20 protein-coding genes are annotated in these 23,132 nt (G+C 56.0%); 7 read left to right on the plus strand and 13 right to left on the minus strand.

Annotated elements, in window-relative coordinates; genetic code table 11:
- The first annotated feature begins 521 nt into the window (after positions 1-521).
- From mpl to L1D43_RS01155, 5 genes are all read left to right on the plus strand, one after another.
- Positions 522-1,904 (plus strand): UDP-N-acetylmuramate:L-alanyl-gamma-D-glutamyl-meso-diaminopimelate ligase, encoded by a 1,383-nt coding sequence (mpl, locus tag L1D43_RS01135; protein ID WP_239849622.1) that lies wholly within the window; start codon positions 522-524, stop codon positions 1,902-1,904.
- A gap of 47 nt (positions 1,905-1,951) precedes the next feature.
- Complete coding sequence (locus L1D43_RS01140; RefSeq protein WP_041510085.1) at positions 1,952-2,611, plus strand: flavin prenyltransferase UbiX; 660 nt, start codon at positions 1,952-1,954, stop codon at positions 2,609-2,611.
- A gap of 18 nt (positions 2,612-2,629) precedes the next feature.
- A complete protein-coding gene (gene hpt / locus L1D43_RS01145; protein ID WP_011866938.1) occupies positions 2,630-3,160 on the plus strand; it encodes a hypoxanthine phosphoribosyltransferase in 531 nt (176 codons plus the stop codon).
- A 104-nt stretch (positions 3,161-3,264) separates the two neighbouring features.
- The gene (locus tag L1D43_RS01150; RefSeq protein WP_239849623.1) at positions 3,265-4,206 is read left to right on the plus strand and encodes an ABC transporter ATP-binding protein; all 942 of its coding nucleotides are present in this window, start codon (positions 3,265-3,267) and stop codon (positions 4,204-4,206) included.
- A 14-nt stretch (positions 4,207-4,220) separates the two neighbouring features.
- On the plus strand, positions 4,221-4,991 hold the full coding sequence (locus L1D43_RS01155) for an ABC transporter permease (protein WP_041510088.1): 771 nt from the start codon (positions 4,221-4,223) through the stop codon (positions 4,989-4,991).
- Between the two features lie 89 nt (positions 4,992-5,080).
- Here the strand turns inward: L1D43_RS01155 and L1D43_RS01160 are convergent, their stop codons facing one another.
- The 12 genes from L1D43_RS01160 to sfsA all read right to left on the minus strand — a co-directional run bounded on the left by L1D43_RS01160 (position 5,081) and on the right by sfsA (position 18,135).
- A complete protein-coding gene (locus L1D43_RS01160) occupies positions 5,081-5,395 on the minus strand; it encodes a DUF4144 domain-containing protein (protein ID WP_239849624.1) in 315 nt (104 codons plus the stop codon).
- Positions 5,392-5,808, minus strand: coding sequence for a hypothetical protein (locus L1D43_RS01165; RefSeq protein ID WP_239849625.1), 417 nt, complete (start codon positions 5,806-5,808; stop codon positions 5,392-5,394). Before L1D43_RS01165 ends, L1D43_RS01160 begins: the two co-directional genes overlap by 4 nt.
- A gap of 79 nt (positions 5,809-5,887) precedes the next feature.
- Complete coding sequence (locus L1D43_RS01170) at positions 5,888-6,436, minus strand: DUF4124 domain-containing protein (RefSeq protein WP_239849626.1); 549 nt, start codon at positions 6,434-6,436, stop codon at positions 5,888-5,890.
- A 333-nt stretch (positions 6,437-6,769) separates the two neighbouring features.
- Positions 6,770-9,574 carry an FAD-binding and (Fe-S)-binding domain-containing protein gene (locus L1D43_RS01175; RefSeq protein WP_239849627.1) on the minus strand — a complete coding sequence of 935 codons (2,805 nt, stop codon included), beginning with the start codon at positions 9,572-9,574 and terminating at the stop codon, positions 6,770-6,772.
- Positions 9,575-9,641: 67 nt separating this feature from the next.
- The gene (locus L1D43_RS01180) at positions 9,642-11,285 is read right to left on the minus strand and encodes an L-lactate permease (protein ID WP_239849628.1); all 1,644 of its coding nucleotides are present in this window, start codon (positions 11,283-11,285) and stop codon (positions 9,642-9,644) included.
- Between the two features lie 781 nt (positions 11,286-12,066).
- Positions 12,067-12,915, minus strand: coding sequence for a pantoate--beta-alanine ligase (gene panC, locus L1D43_RS01185; protein WP_239849629.1), 849 nt, complete (start codon positions 12,913-12,915; stop codon positions 12,067-12,069).
- Positions 12,916-12,931: 16 nt separating this feature from the next.
- A complete protein-coding gene (panB, locus tag L1D43_RS01190; RefSeq protein ID WP_160797849.1) occupies positions 12,932-13,726 on the minus strand; it encodes a 3-methyl-2-oxobutanoate hydroxymethyltransferase in 795 nt (264 codons plus the stop codon).
- A 79-nt stretch (positions 13,727-13,805) separates the two neighbouring features.
- Positions 13,806-14,294, minus strand: a complete 489-nt coding sequence (folK, locus tag L1D43_RS01195) for a 2-amino-4-hydroxy-6-hydroxymethyldihydropteridine diphosphokinase (RefSeq protein WP_239849630.1) — start codon at positions 14,292-14,294, stop codon at positions 13,806-13,808.
- Positions 14,294-15,736: a polynucleotide adenylyltransferase PcnB gene (gene pcnB, locus L1D43_RS01200; RefSeq protein ID WP_239849631.1), complete on the minus strand. Its 1,443-nt coding sequence runs from the start codon at positions 15,734-15,736 to the stop codon at positions 14,294-14,296. The genes folK and pcnB overlap by 1 nt, the downstream gene beginning before the upstream one ends.
- Before the next feature lie 81 nt (positions 15,737-15,817).
- Positions 15,818-16,741 carry a tRNA glutamyl-Q(34) synthetase GluQRS gene (gene gluQRS, locus L1D43_RS01205; RefSeq protein ID WP_239849632.1) on the minus strand — a complete coding sequence of 308 codons (924 nt, stop codon included), beginning with the start codon at positions 16,739-16,741 and terminating at the stop codon, positions 15,818-15,820.
- Between the two features lie 86 nt (positions 16,742-16,827).
- Positions 16,828-17,271 (minus strand): RNA polymerase-binding protein DksA, encoded by a 444-nt coding sequence (gene dksA / locus L1D43_RS01210; RefSeq protein ID WP_011866925.1) that lies wholly within the window; start codon positions 17,269-17,271, stop codon positions 16,828-16,830.
- A 159-nt stretch (positions 17,272-17,430) separates the two neighbouring features.
- Positions 17,431-18,135 (minus strand): DNA/RNA nuclease SfsA, encoded by a 705-nt coding sequence (gene sfsA / locus L1D43_RS01215; protein ID WP_239849633.1) that lies wholly within the window; start codon positions 18,133-18,135, stop codon positions 17,431-17,433.
- 632 nt (positions 18,136-18,767) lie between these two features.
- Between sfsA and pepB the strand changes: the two genes are divergently transcribed.
- Positions 18,768-20,045, plus strand: a complete 1,278-nt coding sequence (gene pepB, locus L1D43_RS01220) for an aminopeptidase PepB (RefSeq protein WP_239849634.1) — start codon at positions 18,768-18,770, stop codon at positions 20,043-20,045.
- A 41-nt stretch (positions 20,046-20,086) separates the two neighbouring features.
- On the opposite strand, the gene thpR is transcribed toward pepB, so the two are convergent.
- Positions 20,087-20,617, minus strand: coding sequence for an RNA 2',3'-cyclic phosphodiesterase (gene thpR / locus L1D43_RS01225; protein ID WP_239849635.1), 531 nt, complete (start codon positions 20,615-20,617; stop codon positions 20,087-20,089).
- A 235-nt stretch (positions 20,618-20,852) separates the two neighbouring features.
- On the opposite strand from thpR, the gene L1D43_RS01230 reads away from it, so the two are divergent.
- On the plus strand, positions 20,853-23,048 hold the full coding sequence (locus L1D43_RS01230; RefSeq protein WP_239849636.1) for an EAL domain-containing protein: 2,196 nt from the start codon (positions 20,853-20,855) through the stop codon (positions 23,046-23,048).
- Positions 23,049-23,132: the final 84 nt, after the last annotated feature.

The following is a 23,132-nucleotide window of genomic DNA, read 5'->3' on the forward strand; positions in this document are numbered from 1 at the left end:
GGGTAGAAGCTACGACAGGTCCCCATCGAAGTTGCCGGAGTGGATAGCAGGAAATGGCGTGAGACTCACATGGATGTGAGGCTAGCTTTCGGGGGGCTTGGACGCCCCATCGGAAGCGTCAGTCATTTTCAAATATCCACGTAGGGATCACAACTTCGTCTGGGGCGGCACGGGGAGATGCAAGAGGGGGATTGCTGGAGATCCCCCTCTTGCCCTGGTGTGGAACGGAGTTCCACGACTTTCACTTCCAAACGAAGTTTGGAAAACGTAATTCCGGTCGAAAGGCTACACCTACCCTGGTGTGGAACGGAGTTCCACGACTTTCACCTCCAAACGAAGTTTGGAAAATCAGTATCCGGCCGTAAGGCCGCGCACCGGCGTCAGCCATCCCAAACGAAGTTTGGATAAACCATCAACATGACGTTAGTCATCAAAAAGTTATTTAAACCATTGTTAACTGACAATGGTGACACGAATCGTTAGAATAACCCCCAGATTATTCCTATCCAGAGCCAACCCCAATGCATGTACATATCTTAGGGATCTGCGGCACCTTTATGGGTGGTCTCGCACTCCTTGCTCGCGCTAACGGTCACAAGGTCACGGGCAGCGATGCCAACGTCTATCCGCCCATGAGCACTCAGCTCGAGGAGCAGGGGATAGAACTGATCCAGGGCTTCGACCCAAGTCAGCTGGGGCAAAACGAGGACGAGGCGCCGGATCTGGTGGTGATAGGTAATGCCATGAGTCGCGGTAATCCCTGTGTCGAGGCTGTGCTGAATCGTGGCCTGAAATATACCTCCGGGCCACAGTTTCTGGCCGAACATATTCTGCCCAATCGTTGGGTGCTGGCGGTGTCGGGTACCCATGGTAAGACATCGACCTCCAGCATGCTGGCGTGGATCTTAGAAGATTGCGGCTATGCGCCAGGCTTCTTGATCGGCGGCGTGCCGCAAAATTTCGGTGTGTCAGCGCGGTTGGGGGATTCCCCCTTCTTCGTGGTGGAGGCGGACGAGTATGACAGCGCCTTCTTCGATAAGCGCTCCAAGTTTGTTCACTATCAGCCGCGTACTCTGGTGATTAACAACCTAGAGTTCGACCACGCCGATATCTTCGATGATTTAAAAGCGATCCAGCGTCAGTTTAATCACGTAATACGTACGGTACCGGGTCAGGGCAAGGTGATCTGGCCATCCGCCAGCGACGCGGTGCGCGAGGTGATCGACATGGGCTGCTGGAGCGAGCAGGAGACCTTTAACCTGATGGCGGGTAGTCCAGGCTGGTACAGCGAGCTGCTGAGTGAGGATGGCCATAGATTCGAGCTGTTCCTCGATGGCGAGTCCCAGGGCGTGCTCGACTGGTCGCTCATCGGTCAGCACAACGTGGAGAACGCCACCATGGCAGTTGCCGCGGCCCGTCACGTGGGCGTCAAGCCCGCGGCGGCTATCGAGGCATTGACCCGCTTCGCGCCGCCAAAGCGGCGCATGGAGCTTATCGGCACTGTCAATGATATTGCCGTGTATGATGACTTTGCCCACCACCCAACGGCCATTGCCACCACGCTACAGGGCTGCCGCGCCAAGGTGGGTGATGGTCGCATCCTGGTGGTGCTCGAGCCTCGCTCTAACACCATGAAGCGCGGCGTGCATAAGGATACCCTGGCGGGATCTATGGCGCTGGCCGATGCCGCCTACCTGTATCAGGCGGACAACATCGACTGGGACGTCGAGGCGGCGATGGCCAAGGCCGAGTTGACCGTGACTGTGCTATACCAGATAGATGAACTGGCAGACACGGTCGCTGGCGCGGCTAAGCCGGGCGACACCATCATAGTGATGAGCAACGGCGGCTTCGGTGGCCTACACGGCAAGTTGCTGGCTAAGCTGGAACAGAACAAGGCATGAGTCTAGCCTGTAAGGGTTAGACTCGGGTCTTCAACGAAGAGAGTGATATGAATTATCCCAAGCGGGCCAAGGCGATCAGCCTGGCCTGGACCGGCGCCAGCGGGGCGCCATATGGACTTAAGTTATTGCAGTGTCTGCTGATGGCGGATTATCAGGTGTTTCTGATGATCTCCAGCGCGGCGCGTGTGGTGCTGGCTACCGAACACGGCTTGCAGCTCAGTGCTAACGGCGACAAGGCTAAGGAGCAACTGCTGGCGCTGTTTGCCGAGCAGGGGCTAAAGCCAACAGGTGAATTGCATGTGCTGGGCAAGGAGGAGTGGTTCTCGCCACCAGCCTCTGGCTCGGCGGCGCCCAAACAGATGGTGATCTGCCCCTGTAGCACGGGCACCCTGGCGGCGGTGGCCACCGGCATGAGCAATAGCCTGCTAGAGCGCGCCGCCGATGTGGTGCTCAAGGAGCGTGGCCAGCTGATCTTAGTACCCAGAGAAACCCCCTTTAGCAGCATACACTTAGAGCATATGCTGTCACTTTCGCGCCTGGGAGCCACCATAATGCCGGCGGCGCCGGGCTTTTATCATGATCCCAAATCGATTGAAGATCTGGTAGACTTCATGGTCGCTCGGATTTTAGACCATCTGGGTGTCGACCACGGGTTAACCAAGCGTTGGGGCTATGATAAGCACAGTGCCGACAACCGCGACAATTAACACAAATTTGAGAAGAGTATGAAACACACTACCGAAGTGATGATCTCGGCAGATGAGATTGAACAACAACTGGATATCCTGGCAGCGCAGATCAATGCCCATTACGCCAATAGCGAACGCCTGCTAATGGTTGGCCTGCTGAAGGGGTCAGTGGTCTTTATGGCCGACCTCTGCCGCCGCATCAAGGGCCACGTTGAGATCGATTTCATGTCGGTATCCAGCTACGGCAACGCCATGACCAGTTCGCGCGACGTGAAGATCCTAAAGGATGTGCAGTCGGATATCGAAGGCCGTGACGTGTTGATCGTCGAAGACCTGATCGATTCGGGTAATACCCTGAACAAGGTGCGCGAGATGCTACTGCTGCGCGAACCTAAGAGCCTGGCCCTCTGCACCTTGCTGGACAAGCCAGAGCGCCGCGAGGTGGATGTACCGGTAGACTTTATCGGTTTCACCATCCCCGATGAGTTTATCGTCGGCTATGGTATCGACTATGCCGAGCAGTATCGTAACCTGCCTTACATAGCGAAAGTCGTACCCTTAGATTAATCGCGCCTTAGTTAAGATCTTAAACTCCTGCTTTGTGCGGGAGTTTTTGTTTTTTCATATCAATAGCAATACCAATTTCAAGATCAGGATAACGGAAGTCACTAATGACCAAAGAGCCATATGCTTTAGTTATCGACTCGCTCAGAAAAACCTACAAGGGCGGCGTCGAAGCGGTAAAAGGGATCAGCCTTAAGGTCGAGGCGGGGGATTTCTTTGCCCTGCTGGGCCCCAACGGCGCCGGCAAGTCCACCACGATCGGGGTGATCTGCTCCCTGGTGCAGAAGAGTTCCGGCAAGGTGAAGGTGTTCGAACACGATATCGACACCCAGCTGGAGCTGGCCAAGATGTCCATCGGCCTGGTGCCCCAGGAGTTCAACTTCAATCAGTTTGAGACGGTGCAGCAGATAGTGGTCAACCAGGCCGGCTATTTCGGTGTCTCCCGTGAGGTGGCCTTCGAGCGCGCCAAGAAGTACCTGAGCCAGCTCGACCTGTGGGACAAGCGCAACAGCCCGTCTCGCGCCCTCTCGGGCGGCATGAAGCGCCGTCTGATGATTGCCCGCGCCCTGATGCACGAACCTAAGCTGCTGATACTGGATGAGCCTACCGCCGGGGTGGATATCGAGCTCAGACGTTCAATGTGGACCTTCCTGACGGATCTTAACCGCCAGGGGGTGACCATCATACTGACCACCCACTACCTGGAAGAGGCCGAGATGCTGTGCCGCAACATTGGCATCATAGACAAGGGCGAGCTGGTGGAGTGCACCAGCATGAAATCCTTGCTCAGCCGCCTCAACATGGAGACCTTCGTGTTCGACCTCAAGGCCGATATCAACGAGGCGCCGACCCTCGACGGAATTAGTTGTCGCCTGACCGACCCACACACATTAGAGGTGGATGTGGAGAAGGCCCATAGCATCAACAGCGTGTTCGCCCAGCTTACCGAGCAGGGGATAGAGGTGTTGTCTATGCGTAACAAGGCTAACCGATTGGAGGAGCTGTTTGTGGAGCTGGTGGAACAAGGTAAGGGAGGTGCTAAGGCATGAGCACTAGCATGAACATGAAGCAGGTCTATTTTACCGCCTTTAAGAGCATATTGATCAAGGAGGTGACCCGTTTCACCCGTATCTGGGTGCAGACCCTGGTGCCGCCGGCGATCTCTATGACTCTGTATTTCCTGATCTTCGGTAATCTGGTGGGTAAGCGCATCGGTGAGATGGGCGGCGTCAGCTACATGGAGTTTATCGCTCCCGGCCTCATCATGATGTCGGTGATCACCGCCTCCTACTCCAACGTGGCGTCATCCTTCTTCAGTGCCAAGTTTCAGCGCAACCTGGAGGAGCTGATCGTCGCGCCCGTGCCTCACTATGTGATGATTGCCGGTTACGTGGGCGGCGGTGTGGCTCGCGGCCTGTGTGTGGGTACCATAGTGACCCTGGTGGCCATGTTCTTCGTGGATATCAGTCTGCATCACGCCGGGCTGGTGGCCCTGACCGTGCTGCTGACCTCTATCCTGTTCGCCCTTGGTGGCCTCATCAATGCGGTCTTTGCCAAGAGCTATGACGACATCAGCATAGTCCCCACCTTCGTGCTGACGCCGCTGACCTATCTGGGCGGTGTCTTCTACTCGCTGACTCTGCTGCCGAGCTTCTGGCAGGGGGTGTCACAGCTGAACCCTGTGGTCTATATGATCAACGTGTTCCGTTACGGTTTCCTGGGTTATGCCGACATAGGCATTGGCCTGTCGATTGCCGTCATGGTGGGCTTCTGCGCCGGCCTCTGGTTGCTGGCCTACTACCTGATCAGCCGCGGCATAGGCTTGAGAACCTAGTTGGTTCATGACAGACAAATCCAACTAAAAAGCCCCACATTGGTGGGGCTTTTTTATGGCTGTATTCTTTAATGCATGGCGTGCATCGACTAGCTATCTTCCAAATAGCGCACCATATCAAACAGCTGCGCCAGGCTGTATGCGCCTATCTTGGCACTGCAGAAATGACCATTTTGGCAGGCATAGTCGCTGACCCATTGGACTATTCGTGAAAGGGCTATCTGCTCGTCCGAGGGGAGTAGAACGCCATCTTGGCAGTGATAACAGATGCCTTGGCTGTCGATAAGCAGCAGGGATTGGCCAAGCAGATGGTCGCGCTCATCGAGCCAGGCTCGCTCGCTATCTAACAGCATCAACTGCTTGTCGTTGGTGAGCTTGAGCAGTAAGGGCCAGTGGATAGTCATATTTGAGTCTGCTCTGGGGCCATCTGAACCTCGGGATGGTTCTGGTCGCAGCCCAGGTGGAAGTAGGCGCCGGGTTTGTCCTCTATGCCGTGGGCCAGTCCGAAGGCGTAGCCTTTGACATAGATAAACAGATACAGGGCGGCGTCTTTATCGTCGTCATAGGCTTTGAGGGTCTGCCGCAGCGCTTGGTTAACCTGGTTTTGGTCTATGGTAAAGCCCATGTCGATGGCGAGCTTGGCACATACCAGAGGCGCTATCACCTCGCTCTGAGTCGTCAGGTATTGGGCATGGTCGATGAAGCTGTCGACGTTGATCTCTCTGGGGTCATCGGCAGGCGTGAAGAAGGTTTGGCGCAGATAGAATCCCAGCAGAAGCAGGCCGATAATGAGCAGGCTCAACTGGGTCTTGTTCATGGTGGCCTCGCGACTTAAGTTAGTGCTGCATGACTGAGGTCAATGCGGCAAGGCTTTCATCAAAGCTTTACGGCTCATGTTAGTGTTGCACTACCTGGGGCGCGCCCCTGTCGACCTGCTCCCTCTGCTCTTCCTGCTCCGGCGCCGTGATGCGCCGCTTATGTTGCTTTAGCATGAACATGGCGTCCTTGTTGAGCTTTATCAGGCCGTCGAAGTAGCTGTTCATCTCATCGACTTTGGTGAGAAACTCGGGGTCGTCCTTGGCCTGCTTCTGCCAGTAGCGCTTGCGATCCAGCTTCTGTTTCTCGCTGGCCCTTAGGATCTCATAATAGCTGTTTTCCTGCTTGAGGCGGTAGACTTCCGCATCGATCAGCTGTAACAGCTTTTCCTGGGACAGGGTGCGCTTGTTGAGTAGCGCCTGCAGGGGGTCGAGCTTCTCCTTAGGCTTATCGCTATCGATCTCAGTCGTGATGCCGAGTTGGTACTGAATATGGTGTTGCTTAAACTCTTTCGGACAGGAGGTCTGGCTGAAGACCACCTTATCGCCCTTGATACACTTATAGATGCTGCTGGCGTGACTCAGGCCGGGAAGCAGCAGGAGTGCGATGGCTAAGAGCAGTTTTCCCATGGAGCGATAATTCCTCTATCTGCGTCGAGTCTTGGGGTGGCGGCATCAATTGGGTGAGCGTCGCCGCGACGAGTGATTTCCCTGATTCCTTGTTCATGTCGGCAAGCCCTAGCTTCTACAGGCTATGGCTAAAATCTTCAGCCTGTGTGCCACTGGCATGGACAGCTATTACTATGGCGCAACTCCTGGAATAACACCAGTATTTTGCATGACTTAGGTGGTTTTCACGGTTTTTCAGAGGCGTAGAGATAAAAAACCGCGATGTGAGCTAATGTCACACCGCGGAGTTTGCTTGGGTGGGGTTATCTAAACCTTAAATCGGTTGCTGCTCCCCTAGCGGCTACACTCTTCGAGCAGGTAGGCTAGGTGGCGATAGGAGATGCCGCTGTGCTGGGTCAGACCCACTTCGCACATACGGTTGGCATAGTAGCCCTCCTTGATGTCCACTGGGATCAGCTTCTTGATGTTGCGCAGGGCGCTGGCGTTGATCTCAGGCTTGTATAAGCCCTTCTCGCCGGCGTAACCACAACATTCAATTCCTTCCGGCAGCTTAACGCCGTTACTACACGCATCGGCCAGGGCCTGCATCTTAGGCTCAAGCTTCATCTTGCGGGCACTACAGCCCAGGTGGAGCGCCACATTAACCTTCTTGGTGAAGGTGAGCTTAGGCAGGATCTTGTCGTGCATAAATTCGACCAGATCGGTGATCTCCACCTTAGGGTTACCCGTCAGTGTGCGGTAGGTACAAGAGAGGGCATCTACCACCACCGGCACCTTACCGTTGTCGCTCAGGGCGCTGAGGGCGTCGATCAGCTCATCGCGCTTGGCATCGGCGTTCTTGAAGTCACCCTTAGATTCCCACATCTGGCCGCAGCACAGGTGACGGGTGTTATCAGGAGTCACTACGTTGTAACCGGCGCGCTCCAGCAGGGTGACCACGACCTCAGGCAGGGTGCGGTTGTCGGGATCTTTCGGCGTCGGGCCGAAGGTGCGACCGCCACAGGCCGGGAAGTAGACTATCGTCTCCTTGTCTGGCGAGGCTGGGCTAGGCTTAGGCAGCTTGCCGCCCTTGGCGAAGTCCGGGTTCCAGTAAGGCACCTCTTTGGACACCATGCGGCCCACCTTCATCAGGCCGTTGGTGACGCTGTCGCCTGTGACCTTGTGGATGATGTTGAGCACGTCGAAGCCTGTGCTGATCACCTGGTTGACGGCGCCGAAGTGTTTGGCCTGGAAGTCCAGCACCTTCTGCTCGGTCGTGGTGATGTATGGGGTTCTCAGCTTACGTACCAGCTGACCCATGCTGTTGTCCACCGGACAGGCGATGGTACAGAGCTGACAGGCGGCGCAGGTGTCGACCACGTCATACTTGGCGGCGGCGCGCATCTCTTCGGCGGCTTGCTTGTCGCCAGAGGCCTCCAGGCGGGCGATCTCACGCAGGGTGGCGATACGCTGACGCGGAGTAAAGTTAAGCGCCGAGGTCGGGCAGGTCTTCTCACAGAAGCCACACTCGATACATCTGTCCACAAAGTCATCGACCACAGGGCATGGCTTGATGTTCTTGACGTGCACGTTGGCGTCGTCGTTGAGGATCACGCCTGGGTTAAGCAGGCCCTGGGGATCGAAGATCTGCTTGATGCGCTTCATCAGGGTGTAGGCATCGGCGCCCCATTCCATCTCGACGAAAGGTGCTACCGCGCGGCCTGTGCCGTGCTCCGCCTTCATGGAGCCGTCGTACTTGTTGATCACCATCTCGGCCACGTCTTGCATGAAGCCGTGGAAGCGCTCGATATCAGCCTGTGAGGCGAAGGTCGGTGTGATGATGAAGTGGAAGTTACCCGCCAGCGCATGGCCGTAGATCACCCCTTCAGGGTAGCCATGCTTGTGGAACAGCGCGGTCAGGTCGGTCGCCGCATTGGCCAGGTGTTCCAGCTCGAAGGCTACGTCTTCGATGATCACCGAGGTGCCCTTTGGACGCTCGCCGCCGATGATAGGGAAGAGGCCAGAGCGCATCGCCCAGTATTTGCTATAGACCTCTGGGTCACGGCTGAAGCTGATAGGGCGCTCGGTTTCGATATGGGCCAGCTTGGCGATTACGTCCTGGGTGTAGGCATCCAGGGTCGTTTCGTCGTTGGCGCGGGATTCGATAAGCAGGATGGCGGCACCTTCCGGCAGCTCGCTCAACCAGTCTGGCATCCCTTTCTTGCCGGTCACCGCCTTGATCGACGCCCAGTCCAGCAGCTCGGCGGCCGCTACGCTGTCGCATTTGATCGGCGGAATGGCACGGGCCGCATCTTCCATGTTGAAGAATACCGCCATGGCCGAGGCCTTGAACTTGGCCTCATCGACCGTGTTGTAGGTGACCTCTTCGACGAAGGCCAGGGTGCCCTCGGCGCCGACGATCAGGTGGTTGATCAGCTCGAACGGATCCTCAAAGTCTACCAGGGCGTTAATGCTGTAGCCGGTGGTGTTCTTGATGGAGTATTTCTTGCGAATACGGTCGGCCAGTACCGGGTTGCTGGCGGTGAGCTTGGCGAGATCGGTGAGCTCCTGCAGCAGTTGCTTGTGTGACTCGCGAAACGCTTCTTTTGAGCGCTCACAGCCTGTGTCCAGACGGGTACCGTCGGCAAACAGTAACTTGGCCGAGGCGATGGTCTGGTAGCTGTTCTGGGCCGTACCACAGCACATGCCCGAGGCGTTGTTAGAGACGATACCACCCACCATGGCCGAGGCCAGGGTAGCCGGATCCGGCCCTATCTTCTTGTTGAAAGGCTTGAGCGCCATGTTGGCATCGCTGCCGATGACGGCTGCGCCTAACGAGATTTGGTTGTGATCTTCGCTGACGGCGATCTTTCTAAAACCGTCGTGGCCGAGGATCAACAAGATGCCTTCGCCGATGGCCTGGCCTGACAGGCTGGTGCCGGCGGCGCGGAAAGTGACCGGGGCATTATGGGCGCGGGCGACCTCTAGGGTGTCGCGGGCATCTTCCAGGGTCTCGGCGTGGACCACGACCTCAGGCACGATACGGAAGTAACTGGCGTCGGTTGACCAGGCGAAACGACGTACCGCATCGTCCGATACCGCTTCTACACCAAGTTTTGCACGTAAATCTGCGACTACTGCTGAATAATTAATCGACATAACATTACTCTTTTATTTGACCCACAAAAAGGCGGGTTCATCACGTCCGCCTTTCTCGAGTTATCTGTTATAGACCGCCCCACAGGGTAGCGATAGTGCCTGCAATCAAGGCATAACCGAGCGCAACGGGCATGGTTTTACGGATAATTTCTGATTCTCGGCCTGCCATACCCACCACGGTAGCGGCGGCGACCACGTTCATGACACACATCATGTTACCTGCGTTGGCACCTATGCCTTGTAGGGCCAGGACTAACGCGTGGTTCATGCCGATGTTGTCGGCCACGCTGTACTGTAGGCCTGAGAACATCATGTTAGAGAAGGTGGCCGAGCCAGATAGGAAGGCACCGAAGATACCCACTATGGGTGACATCCAGGCCCAGATGGCGCCCATAGAACCGGCCAGCATGTCGGCCAGGGCAACAGGCATAGACTGCAGGCCCGCCTCGTTGGTGCCAGAGTTCAGGAAGATCTTCACCATAGGCACAGAGGCGCCCAGGGAGATGATGGTCGGCAGCATAGACTTGCAAGAGACGGTGATCGACTCCTTGATGGCTGGCGACTTCATCTTGAAGAGCACGAAGCCCAGGATACACACCAGCACGAAGAAGGCGCCAGGGGCATACAGGGTCGCGAAACCGGCTTTTAGCTCGGTACCCAGCAGGTTAGTCCAGCTGATGTTAAAGCTAGTGAGCCAGGACTTGAGCGGCGCAACGGTGCGAGACAGTACCAGCAGGCCGGCCATGATGATGTAAGGCGTCCAGGCGGCAACCTGAGAGAACTGTGCCTTGGTTTCAATCTTGGTCTGAGTCTGGTTGTCGTTTTCGGCGAAATCGTTCCAGGGGGTCTTAGGTAGCAACAGACCCTTGCGCGCCACTGGGATCACCAGGGCCATACCGACTAGTGCACCGATAACCGATGGGAACTCAGGACCGGCGAAGTAGTTGATAAGCCAAGCCGGTACGGTAAAGGCGAGACCGGCGAACAGGGCAAACTTCCAAATTGCCAGACCCTCTTTGAAGGACTTGTTACGGCCGAAGAAGCCGGTGAGAACAGAAACCAATACCAGCGGGATCAGGGTACCCGTCAACAGATCGATAGTGATCATATGCAGGGCGATAAACTGGGCATAGTCGGCGAAGCTGGTGCCGTGCTGGGCAATCTGGTCGGCAGCCATGCTGACACCACCCTGCATCAGACCCTGTTCCATACCGAAGAGCACCGGCAGACCGATGGCGCCGAAGGAGACGCTGGTAGAGTCGGCGATCAGGGCAACCACGGCGGCTGCCACAGGCGGCACGCCTAGCAGTACCAGCAGCGGCGCGCCGATGGCGGCCGGGGTACCGAAACCGGCAGAGCCTTCGATAAACGAACCAAATAACCAACAGATGATGATCACCTGCACGCGGGCATCACCACTGATGTTGGTAAAGCCGGCGCGGATGGTGTCCATGGCGCCCGAGTATTTAAGGGTGTTCAGTAGGAACACGGCGCCGAAGATGATGCTCAGTGGGGTCAGGGCCGAGAGTAGGCCTTCTACCACTGAGGCACCTAAGATAGTGGTATCCATCTGCCAGATAAAGACGGCGGCAAGGCCTGTCATTACCATGGAGATGGGCATGGCGCGAGATGCTGGCATCTTGAGTAGCACCAAAAATAGCATAACGCTGATTACAGGCGTCAAACTGGCGAGTAGTTGAAGTAGGGTCATGATTGCCTCTTACTGTCTTTACTTGGTTATTTTAGTTGTTGTTGATGCTGACTCGTCCGTTGCAGCATCTTGTGTTGTCGGAAGCTATTCCCAAATGGAATCCTTTCATCCTTGATGCGTAATAAACGCTAATTCACCAAATGCAAATATGATCTAGATCATTATGTGCCGATTATGTGAGATGGGGTTAGATGGGTGTGAACTTTGTCTGACCACTTAAACTGAAAGTGTGATCGATATCACTGGTCGGAGCGGGCTTTTATAACTTTTTGAAAGTTACATGACGCTTTTTAGCTGAAAATGGGATTTTACTAAGAGTTATTACTCTAATTTGGTCTCAAAAGTGGAAATATCTGATCGGATAATTTCAGTTTAGAATCTAATCAGTTAGTGGTGGAAATTTGGCTTTAGTGATCCAGATCACCTTGTGAAACCTCTGTTGGAGCCTGGCATTTCTGGTAAATAGGTATTACCAATTAATTTCAGTAGGTTAGCCAGAAAGCATGCTTAATCGCTTGAAATGCATGTAAATGAATTGCAGGGGATCTGGATCCAGGTCACTTTATTGGCTTTCGCTCAAATAAGTAATTTTATTTCTGAAAATAATGGCATTTTTGCCTGGCAGGCCGATCGACTTTGGTGCATTACCAGGGACTTAGCTGGCAAGGTTTAGAGCAAATTGCGGTGTTTTGGGGCAAATCTCAGGATGAAAAATACGCTAAATATAGAAAATCGCTTCCCCGGTCGGAGAAGCGATTTTTAGGCGCGAACGTCCCTAAGTTTAGGGACGCTCGAAGGTTAAGTTATCAATAAGGCGTGTGCTGCCCATAAAGGCGGCGGCCAGGATCACCAGCTGCTTGTCGTCGTCGCTGGCTTCGCGCAGATCGGCGGCGTTGCGCACCGACAGGTAATCAGGCTTAAACCCAGCCTGGTGCAACTGCTCCTGAGCCTGCTGCACTACATTAGGGATGGCTTGACCCTGGGCGATCGCCTCGGCCATCTCATCCAGGGTGCGCTTAAGCTGAGCCGCCTGCTGCTTCTGAGACTCGCTGAGGTAGCCATTGCGTGAACTCATGGCCAGGCCAGAGCGCTCACGAATGGTATCGACACCGAAGATCTCGATAGGCAGAGACAGATCTTCCACCATGGCCTTGATCACCATCAGCTGCTGGAAGTCCTTCTTGCCGAACAGGGCCACGTCTGGCTGCACTATGTTGAATAGCTTGCAGACTATGGTGGCGACGCCGCGAAAGTGCCCAGGGCGACTAGCGCCGCACAGCTCTTCAGACAGGCCCGGCACCTCGACAAAGGTCTGCTTATCCATCCCCTTGGGATAGATGATGGCCGGTGTTGGGGTAAACAACAGCTCGGCACCGGCGGCCTCGAGGGCGGCCTGATCGGCGGCCAGGGTGCGCGGGTAGGCATCCAGATCTTCATTCTGTCCAAACTGCATAGGGTTTACGAAGATGGAGACCACCACGTGATCGGCGCGTTTAAGCGCCTCGGTGACCAGGGTGATATGCCCCTGGTGCAGATTGCCCATGGTGGGCACGAATGCCACTGTCTCGCCGGCATGTTTCCACTGACGCACCTGGGTGCGGATCGCGGCGATATCTTGGGTGGTGTACATGTTACAGCAACCTTTCTTAGCTAAATGTATGCTCGGCGGCGGGGAAGACGCCAGTGTCGACCTCTTCGATATAGGCGCGAATGGCGCTGCGGATCTCGCCGGTCTGGGCCAGATAGTTCTTCGAGAAGCGTGGAATGTAGCCGCTGGAGATCCCCAGCACGTCGTGCATCACCAGGATCTGACCGTCGGTGTCGGCGCCTGCGCCAATGCCGATAACGGGAATGGTGAGGGCCTCTGTGATGCTCTTTGCCAGCGCGGCCGGGATACACTCGAGCACCAATAGCTGGGCACCGGCCGCCTCGATCGCCTTGGCTTCATCTATGATGCGCTGGGCGTTGTCGGCGTCACGGCCCTGTACCTTGAAGCCGCCGAAGACATGCACAGATTGCGGGGTGAGTCCCAGGTGGGCACACACGGGAATGCCGCGCTCGGTTAGCTTAGTGACGGTTTCCAGCAGCCAGTGACCGCCTTCGAGTTTCACCATGTTGGCGCCTGCCTGCATCAGGGCGGTGGCATTGGTCATCGCCTGCTCTGGTGTGGCGTAGCTCATGAAGGGCATGTCGGCGATCAGCAGTGAACGCTTGATGCCACGACGCACACAACGAGTGTGGTAGGCGATATCTTCGACTGTGACCGGCAGGGTGTCGTCGTGTCCCTGCAATACCATGCCTAACGAGTCGCCCACCAGTAGGACGTCGATCCCTTCGCTGTCGAAGGCGCCCGCAAAGCTGGCATCATAGGCGGTGAGTGCAGTGAACTTCTTACCTTCCTGCTTGAATTTCAGCAGGGTAGAGCTGGTTATCTTAGACATAATGCTGGTCTTAACTTTGATTTAAAAAAGGGTTCTGCCTGGGCAGTAGTGTGCTTTATAAGCTAACTGGGGCCTAAGTTCAATGATCCGGGCCGAGTTGTTGAACTTGCCTCTTAAGTTCCTCGGTGATCAGTGAGCTGAGTTGGGTTCCGCAGGGGAGAATGAGCGTTGGCGCCAGATCTGACAGGGGAATTAATACGAAGCTGCGGGTCTTCATGCCGTAGTGTGGCACTTGAAGACGTGGGATATCCAATTGCCAGTCGCCATAGAGGAGCAGGTCCAGATCTAAGGTTCTGGCGCCCCAGCGTACCTCGCGCACCCGGCCTTGTTCGTTCTCGATCGCCTGCAGGGCATCGAGCAGCGCCAGTGGCGCTAGGGTAGTGGTAAAGCTAGCCACGGCATTGAGGTAGTCGGGCTGCGGTACATCGCCCATGGGGGCGCTCTGGTAATAAGGGGAGACGCTAAGTTGTCCGTCGCTTGCCAAGGCCTTCAGTGCCTGACAGGCCTGATCCAATTGGGCTTTAGGGGACGCGAGATTAGCCCCCAGTGCGACATAGACGATGTTCATTATTCGGCTTTCGGTGTCTTCTTCGGGCTGCGACGACGGCGGTTGTTGCGGTTGCGGCTACCCTTGTTGGTGCTGCGGGCGATGACGCTGCGCTGCTCTTCGCTGCCTTCGACGAAGCTCTTCCACCAGGCGGCCGTCTTGGCCAGGTTGCCGCCCTCGGCCTCGGCCCTCAGCAATAGCAGATCATAGGCGGCGCGGAACTTAGGATGCTCGATAAACTTGAAGGCACGTGTGCCCTGATTGCGCTCGAACCTCAGTTGCAGCTGCCAGATATCCTTGGCCGGGGTGCTGAAGCGACGGGGAATGCTGATGGTGCGGCACTGCTGCTCCATCACATCGCCCATGGCGGCGTAGAAAGCGTCGTATTGGCTCAGTCCACTCTCCAGGGCGATATCGTCGGCCCGTTGACTGAGGGGGTACCAGAGCATGGCGGCGTAGAAGAAGGCCGGCGTGACCGACTTATCTTGCTGCACCCGCTCGTCAGTGTTGCGCATGATCGCCTTGATCATCTTGTGACTAGGCCCCTTGGGATCTTCCTCTAGCAGGTTATCCACCAGGGGAAAGAGGGGGGCAAACAGGCCAAAGTCGCGCATCATGACGAAATTATTTTGTGCCTGACCGGCGAAGAAGAGCTTGAGTACCTCTTCATACATGCGGGCGGCGGGAATATCTTTCAGCAGGGGCGCCAGCTCGGAGATCGGCTCGGCCGCTGCCTTGTCTATGTTCATCCCCAGCTTAGTGGCAAAACGTACGGCGCGCAGCATACGCACGGGATCTTCGCGGTAGCGTTTCTGTGGGTCACCGATGAGGCGCAGGGTGCGAGACTCGAGATCTTGCAGGCCGCCGCCATAGCTGTGGATGGAGAAGTCGCTGATATCGTAATAGAGGGCGTTAACCGTGAAGTCGCGGCGCTCGGCGTCTTCATCTATGGTGCCGTAGACGTTGTCGCGCAGCAGGCGACCCTCGGCGTTGATCTTAGAGATCTTTTCGCCGCTATCTACATGATGGCCCCTCAGGGTCGCGACCTCGATGACGTCGCGACCGAAGACGATATGGGCCAGACGGAATCTGCGTCCCACCAGGCGGCAGTTACGAAATAGCTTCTTAATCTCTTCCGGCGTGGCGTTGGTGACCACGTCGAAATCCTTGGGCTCTAGACCGAGGAGGATGTCGCGCACGCCGCCGCCCACCAAATAGGCCTTAAAGCCAGATTTGTGTAGACGATAGAGTACCTTAATAGCGTTTTCGCTAATGTGCTTGCGAGAGATTGCATGATGTTTGCGTGCAACTATCTCCAGGCTTAGTCCCGCTGGTGTGGTTTCTGTGGTGTTTTGATTGTCTTCAAAAAGCTGTTTACAGAATTGACTAATACGGCGAAAAATAGGACACCTCGAACTTGGATCTTGAGTCAGGGTTAAAATTAGGCCGCTATCATAACTCAATTATGGGTTAAAGAGTATACCCGGACTTAGCCTGTCAAATCGGGTTTCGTGACGGCGGTTTGGTTTATGGCCTTAGCGGACTTAAGCGCCCGGCGGAAGTATGATCTCCTGCTGGCGCGGGATTCGGCTCAGGTCAAACTGGCTGACGGCCTGGGTCAGCATGGTCTCGACCCTGTCGGGGTCGCAGAGGGGCTGTCCGAGGAAGGCGAGCGCCGCATTGATGCTGGCCTGTGGCGCCTTAAGGTCGATGGCCGGGGCGTGATTCTGTTTCGAGAGTTTCATCCCGGGCTCGGCGCAGGCCAGAGGCAGGTGCAGCCACTTAGGCGTGTGTTCGCCAAAGAGGCGAAACAGGGTCGTCTGGCGGGCGCTGGAGGTGAGCAGGTCGGCGCCGCGCACCACCTCGGTAATGCCCTGAAAGGCATCGTCCATCACCACGGCCAGCTGATAAGCGTAGAGGCCGTCGCGGCGCTTGATGATAAAGTCCTCGGCGGCAAACACTGGCTCGACCTGGATAGGCCCCAGCAGCTCGTCATCGAAATGATCTATGGCAAGCGTGTTACGGATGCGAATAGCGCCTGCTGTATGTTTAGCTGTGCGGGTCGCGCAGCGGCCATCATAGGTGCCGCCCATCGCTTGGATCTGCTTGCGGGTACATTGGCAGTAGTAGGCCATGTCCTCTGCCAGCAGGCTATCGAGGCTCGCCTGGTAGGCCTCTAGGCGCTCACGCTGATAGAGCACGGCGCCATCCCAATGTAGGCCGTAGGCCTCTAGGGTCTTGAGTATGAGCTCGCTGGCGCCGGCTACCTCTCTGGGCGGGTCGATATCTTCGATACGCACCAGCCACTGACCCTGCTCGGCACGGGCTCGCAGATAGCTGCCCAGTGCGGCGACAAGGGAGCCAAAGTGCAGCGGCCCAGAGGGCGAGGGGGCGAAGCGGCCGATATAGGCCTTGTCGTCTAGCTTAGGGTGATTGGGGAAGAGGGTTGGGTCTGCTTGGGGGCTCACGGCAAAACCTTTGTTAACACTATCTATATCGCTGATTGGGGCGACTGGATACAAAAAAGCGGGGCTAAGCCCCGCTTCTCGCCAGATTAACCGGCCATCTGTTTCTCTTTGATCTCGGCGAGCGTCTTACAGTCGATACAAAGGTCGGCCGTCGGACGGGCTTCGAGACGTCGGATACCGATTTCGATACCGCATGAATCACAGAAACCGAAATCGTCGTCTTCGATCTTCTGCAATGTCTTTTCAATCTTCTTGATCAGCTTACGCTCTCTGTCACGGGCGCGTAGTTCAAGACTGAACTCCTCTTCCTGAGCCGCACGGTCGACAGGGTCTGGGAAGTTAGCCGCTTCATCTTGCATATGATTCAGGGTGCGATCCACTTCTTCACGGAGCTGACTACGCCAAGCATCGAGAATCTTTTTGAAGTGACCCAGTTGAGCGGTATTCATATATTCCTCACCCGGTTTTTCCTGGTAAGGATCTACACCTGCGATAGCGAGCACGCCAAGTTTTTTAGTGCCTTCAGGCATAACGCATCTCCTGTTAATCATTTGCGTTGTAGGGCGTCTTTTATTAAAGGCCGATATCTATATCAGAATCTGATATACCACGCAAATTTTTTAAGCTGCCATGAGTTTATCTTTTGACTATGTCCTCTATTACGTATTAATTCAACTTTTACCGTCTATTTACAACTTGACAGGGCAGGATTTAATCAGCTTGGCGGCACTGGGCGATAGTTCGCAGCGGTAGGCGAGAATTTCTACCCCCGCCAGGTGCGCCTGAGCGAGCAGATCGGCGTACTCAGGGTCGATATGGCGGGCCGCTGCCACAGTGGTTATCCCAGTATGTTGCACCACAAATAGCAGCACCGCCCTGTGGCCTAGCTTGACCATCTCCATCAGCTCGCGCAGATGTTTCTGACCACGAGTGGTCACCGCGTCCGGGAAATACCCCTGATCCTGCTCTAATAAGGTACAACTTTTGACTTCTATATAGCAGGCGGGTTTGTTCTTGCTCTCCAGCAGGAGATCGATACGGCTGTTCTCGCTGCCATATTTGACCTCGCGGCGCAGGCTGTCGTAGCCGGTCAGTTCGCTTATTACCCCGGCCTCAATCGCCTCGGCCGCCAGGGCGTTGGCCCTTCCCGTGTTGATCCCTATGATGTGACCCTCATCGGAGGCCGCCTGCTCCCAGGTGTGGGCATACTTACGCTTGGGATTATCTGAGGTAGAGAACCAGACGGGCTCACCGGGAAACAGGCAGTTGCGCATCGAGCCCGTGTTGGGGCAGTGGATGGTGATCTCCGAGCCGTCGCTGAGCTGCACGTCGGCGAGGAAGCGCTTATAGCGTCTGAGTAACTTTCCCTGTTCAAATGCGGGGGTAAAAATCATCTTTTTGACCTTGTTGTTCTGCTTATATGTCTTTGGCTGAGTTAGGGACTGAGCTTAGGGCTGAGCATGGAGTTGTCTTGGGCCTGTCTGGAGCCCGAGTGTCTGAGACTCCCTGTTGAGATACGCCGATACTTAGCGCCCGGATTCTACCTTATTAGGCGGCGTGCTGTCGCGGCGCCCTTTTAGGTTAAGTGTGAGTAGGTTAGATAAAGCAGGGCGATTGGCGTTATACTTGGCTGCATTATTAGGCAGGCCCACTAGGGCCTGTTGATCTTTTCCGTTTGTTTTTGCAGCTGTTTGAAGGTGATTTATACAAGGCAGAGCCTGTGTCGTGTAGTCTTCTACACAAACTGGCGATAACGCCGTAGAAATGGCCTACAAACGCTGCCCAACGGGTTCATCTAAACGCGCGCTGCACTTTATGAAAGGCTTCCTGCCTTTCACCGCAGGCGGTCAGCTAGGCTGTTAGAAATCGTTCCAGACGATTTCTTTGTTGTTCGCCATTCACATAGAGTAACTATGCTTCATGGCTCTCGCCTCGTGCAAAACGCGTTTAGATTGAACAAAAATTAAACTTGAAAGATTAACAGGCCCTAATGCCTAGCCACTCTCTGTACTGACAAGGAACAATTATGAGCGACGTGATGAAGATTTATCTGACCGAGGACGCCCCAGCGGCCCATTGGGGCAGCGCAGATGTGACCTTTACGACTGGCCAAGCCAATATCCATCTGCAGGCGGGGGATCAGCTACGCCAGGTGCAGCAGGCGGCACGTAAGCTGCGCGGTCAGGGGATTAACGAGGTGGCGCTCGAGGGCGAGCTGTGGGATCTTCACACTCAGTGGGCCTTCGCCCAGGGCTTTGCTACCGCCAAGCAGATCGGCAAGATTGCCTGGACCGGCGACGATGCCGTCAAGAAGGTTCTGGACGACAGACGCGATAGCGCGGCCTTCGCCCGACAGTTGATCAACGAGACTCCTGAAAACTTGGCCCCAATGACCCTGGCCAACCAGGCGGCCCAGTGGCTGACTAAAGTGGGCGGCGACAAGGTGAGCTACCGCATCATCGAAGGGGAAGCCCTGCTGGAAGAGAAGTGGATCGGTATTCACTCTGTCGGTCGTGGCAGCGAGCGTCCACCTGCGTTGCTGGAGCTGGATTATAACCCGCTGGGCGAAGACGCGCCTGTGTCGGCGGCCCTGGTCGGTAAGGGGATCACCTTCGACTCTGGCGGTTACAGCATCAAGGCATCCGAAGGCATGCTGGGCATGAAGTGTGACATGGGCGGCGCGGCGACCGTGACCGCGGCCCTGGGACTGGCTATTAAGTCTGGCCTGAACAAGCGTATCAAGCTGTTCCTCTGCTGCGCCGAGAACCTGATCAGCGGCCGAGCCTATAAGCTGGGGGATATCCTCACCTATAAGAATGGTGTCTCGGTCGAGGTGGTAAACACGGATGCCGAGGGGCGTCTGGTGCTGGCCGATGGTCTGCAGGCCGCCTGTGAAACCGGTGCGCCTCTGGTGATCGATGCCGCGACCCTGACCGGCGCCGCCGTGATGGCGGTGGGTACATCATACAACGCCATCTTCTCACCTAGCCGTGAGCTGATCAGCCGTACGCAGGAGAAGGCATCCGCCGTGGCCGAGCAGGTATGGCCGCTGCCACTTGAGCCTTGGCATAAAGAGATGTGTCCATCAGCCTATGCCGATACCGCTAACAGCCGCCCAGTGAAGGGTGGCGGTGCGGGTGGCGCCTCAAATGCCGCCGGTTTCCTCTGGCGTTTCGTGTCCGATGACACTCAGTGGCTGCACATGGATCTCGCCTCGGCCTTCGCCGACACGGCTAACGGCCTGTGGGCCGCTGGGGCAACCGCACATGGCGTGTTGACCATCGCCGAGCTGCTGCAGGACTAAGTTGTAGTGAAAGAGAAAAACGCGCCATTTGGCGCGTTTTTTTATGCTTTTGGGGCCGTGAGCGGCCAGGAGGCCAATACCTTATACTGCACGCCCTGCTCGCTACTCTGAGAGTGATATAGATGCAGGGCGTTGCCGCTGAGGGTGAGGGAAGGCGCCTTGAACTCGGGTAGCACCTTGGCCTTACGCATCAAGGTAATATGGGGCGTAAAGCTGTGCTCGCTGGTGTGTAGACCCAGCTGCTGGGCCAGCCCTTGGCATAAATCGAACAGGCTGATGAGTCCGGGATCCCGCGCCACACCCTTGAGACAGATAATCTTAGGCTTAAGCCAATGGTCCAGGGTGTTGAGGGTCACCTCGAAAGCCGGTAAACGGCGTTGATGGCCGAGCCTGTCGAGGGTGTCGCATAGCGCCTCCTGCTGCGCCTCGCTGCACTGGCCGAGGAAGGCTAGCGTCATGTGCAGATTGTCTCTGGGGACTAGGCGTCCCTCACCGTCTAAGCTCGCCTGTAACTGGGTCAGTTGCGCCAGCTGCACCGCATCGGGGGCGATGGCGAGAAAGAGTCGTTTCATTGGTGTCCCCTGGTTGCCGATAAAGGTTAAAGTGTGTTACAAAAATGCTACGAGTTGAGCTTTCTACTGGCTTGATTTTTAAGCGACTTATTTTGCTGGTGTCGCTGTAAAAGCGAAATATAACCTATAGTCACTCACAGCTAGCCGTTACAACTTTAATCATAAGGTAATCCTATGATTTCTGACTATAATCAGTGTTTGTATCAGGTTAGCCAATCTAAGGACTAGATAGTATATGTCATCCGATACGCAACAGGGCCCCCTATCGCTAGAGCAGACGCTTGCTTACTTATGCGAACACGATCTGGAAGAGGAGCTGCAGCTTATCCTGCAGCAACTTGCCGCCAGCAATCAGTGTGATGGCCTGTTTCTGTTACGTATCGGCAAGGGACGTTTGCCGGTGCAGATCGAAGCCATGTACCAGTCCGACGCCTCTATTTTCAGTAAGCGCGACGCCGAGATGTTGCTCAGTCGGGTCGCCAATAACCGTCACCTGCATTCCTACACCTCCCTGCGCGAACCCGCCATAGTCGAAGATGTGGCCGCGATCATCGATGATGAGGACAGCCGTCTGCGCCTCAACCAGGCCAAGATCCGCAGCGTCCTGCTGCTGCCCGTGGGAGGAGAGAGGCACTATATCTTCGGCGCCTATCGCTACGACTGCAACGGCATATGGCCAGAGGCTATTCGCCACAATCTGCTGCTGGCCGGCAGTATGCTGGGGCTGGTACAGGAGGCGGCGCGCCAGCGCTTAAATGCCAAGAGTAACGAGCTGGTCTGTATCGAGCATCTCTATCGTCTGCCGATTCCCTGCGTGCATATCGGCGTGGATGACAGGGTGATTCGCTACAATCAGAGTGCGGCCGAGATACTGCGTGTGGAGACGCTGCAGAAGGTGGAGAGCCTGGTGCCCAAGCGGGCGCAGAAGCGTCTGCTCGAGACCATGGCCCTGGTAAGAGATCAGCTGCTGGAGCAATCCAGCTGCGAGGTACCGCTGAAATATGCCTTGGACGATGACTTGTCCAAGGTGACATTTCTCTGCCTGTCCGGTGAAGATGGCCCCATTCTCATGCTGGTGGAGCCTGTGGGCGAGCCAGCAGTGGAGAGCGAAGAGCGCAGCGTTTCGCTCAATTTCGACTCGCTGACTGGGCTGCCCAATCGCGCCTACTTCGAGGCCCTGTATGATCTGGCCAATCCCTGTCAGTGCGAGCGCTCTACCTTCGTCGGCTTCATCAACCTGGACAGGTTTCAGGTGGTCAATAATGTCAGCGGTCACAGGGCCGGCGATCAGCTCTTGTGCCAGCTGGCAGCCCGCCTGAGTCAGTTGGTACGCAAGGAAGATGTGATCGCCCGTCTCAGCGGCGATGAATTTGGCATCCTGATGCCCAATATTGATGCGCAGAGCGCCGAGCAGGTCGCCGAGCGTATCTGTCATGCGATGGCCAACCATGAGTTTTGCTGGGAGGGGCGCCGCCATAGCGTGAGCGTCAGCATGGGGCTGGCCCGCTGCGAGAGCGAGGTCGACTCTGTCTCGGATCTGCTGCGCCGTGCCGGTGCCGCCTGTCGTCTGGTCAAGGAGAAGGGCGGTAACGCCTGGTACTTCTATAGTGCCCAAGATCCCGTGGTCGAGAAACTCAATACCGAGATGAATGCCTCGGTGGATATCGTCGGTGCCCTGGCGAATGACAGGTTTGAACTCTTCTATCAACCCATAGAGCCCCTGAATGTCAACGACGACGGGCTGCACTTTGAGATCTTGCTGCGCATGCGTTCGCCCGAGGGGGAGCTGATCCCGCCGGGGATCTTCCTGCCCGCCGCCGAGCGTTTTAACCTGGCGTCCAAGCTGGATCGCTGGGTGATCGATAAGCTGCTGCGTTGGGGCAGTGAACACCTGGCGTTGTGGCAGTCACTTTCTATGGTGTCGGTGAACCTGTCGGCGCTCTCCATCAGCGACAGCGAGTTTATCAACTGGCTGGAGATGCGCCTGCTGGGCGAGCCTGAGCTGGTGAGTAAGCTCTGTTTCGAGATCACAGAGACGGCGGCGGTGAGCCAGCTGGATCATGCCACTGGGCTAATCAATACGGTGAAGCCACTTGGTTGTAAGCTGGCGCTGGATGACTTTGGCTCAGGGTTTTCCAGCTTTGCCTATCTTAAGTTGCTCAATGTCGATTATGTGAAGATTGACGGCCAGTTCATTCAGCACCTGTGTGAGGATCGCGCCGACCAGGCCATCGTCTCTGCCATCTGTCAGCTCGGCCGTGACATGGAGTTTGAGATAGTGGCCGAGTTTGTCGAGTCGCTCGAAATCGCCAAACACCTGTTAAAACTGGGCGTCGAGTTTGGCCAGGGCTATGGCATAGCGTGTCCCGCGCCGCTGTCGACCCTGACCTCGGCTGAGGGACTGCACTGGTATCGCGAGCTGGAAGGTTAAGAGATGTTAACCTAAGGCAAGGCCTAAGCGGGGACTCCTCTGTTTAGCTTTGTCCTCATCTTTAGTAAACTGTCGCCAGTTTTT

Source organism: Shewanella sp. Isolate8 (genome assembly GCF_022398495.1).
In the GTDB taxonomy this organism is placed as follows: Bacteria; Pseudomonadota; Gammaproteobacteria; order Enterobacterales; family Shewanellaceae; genus Shewanella; species Shewanella aquimarina.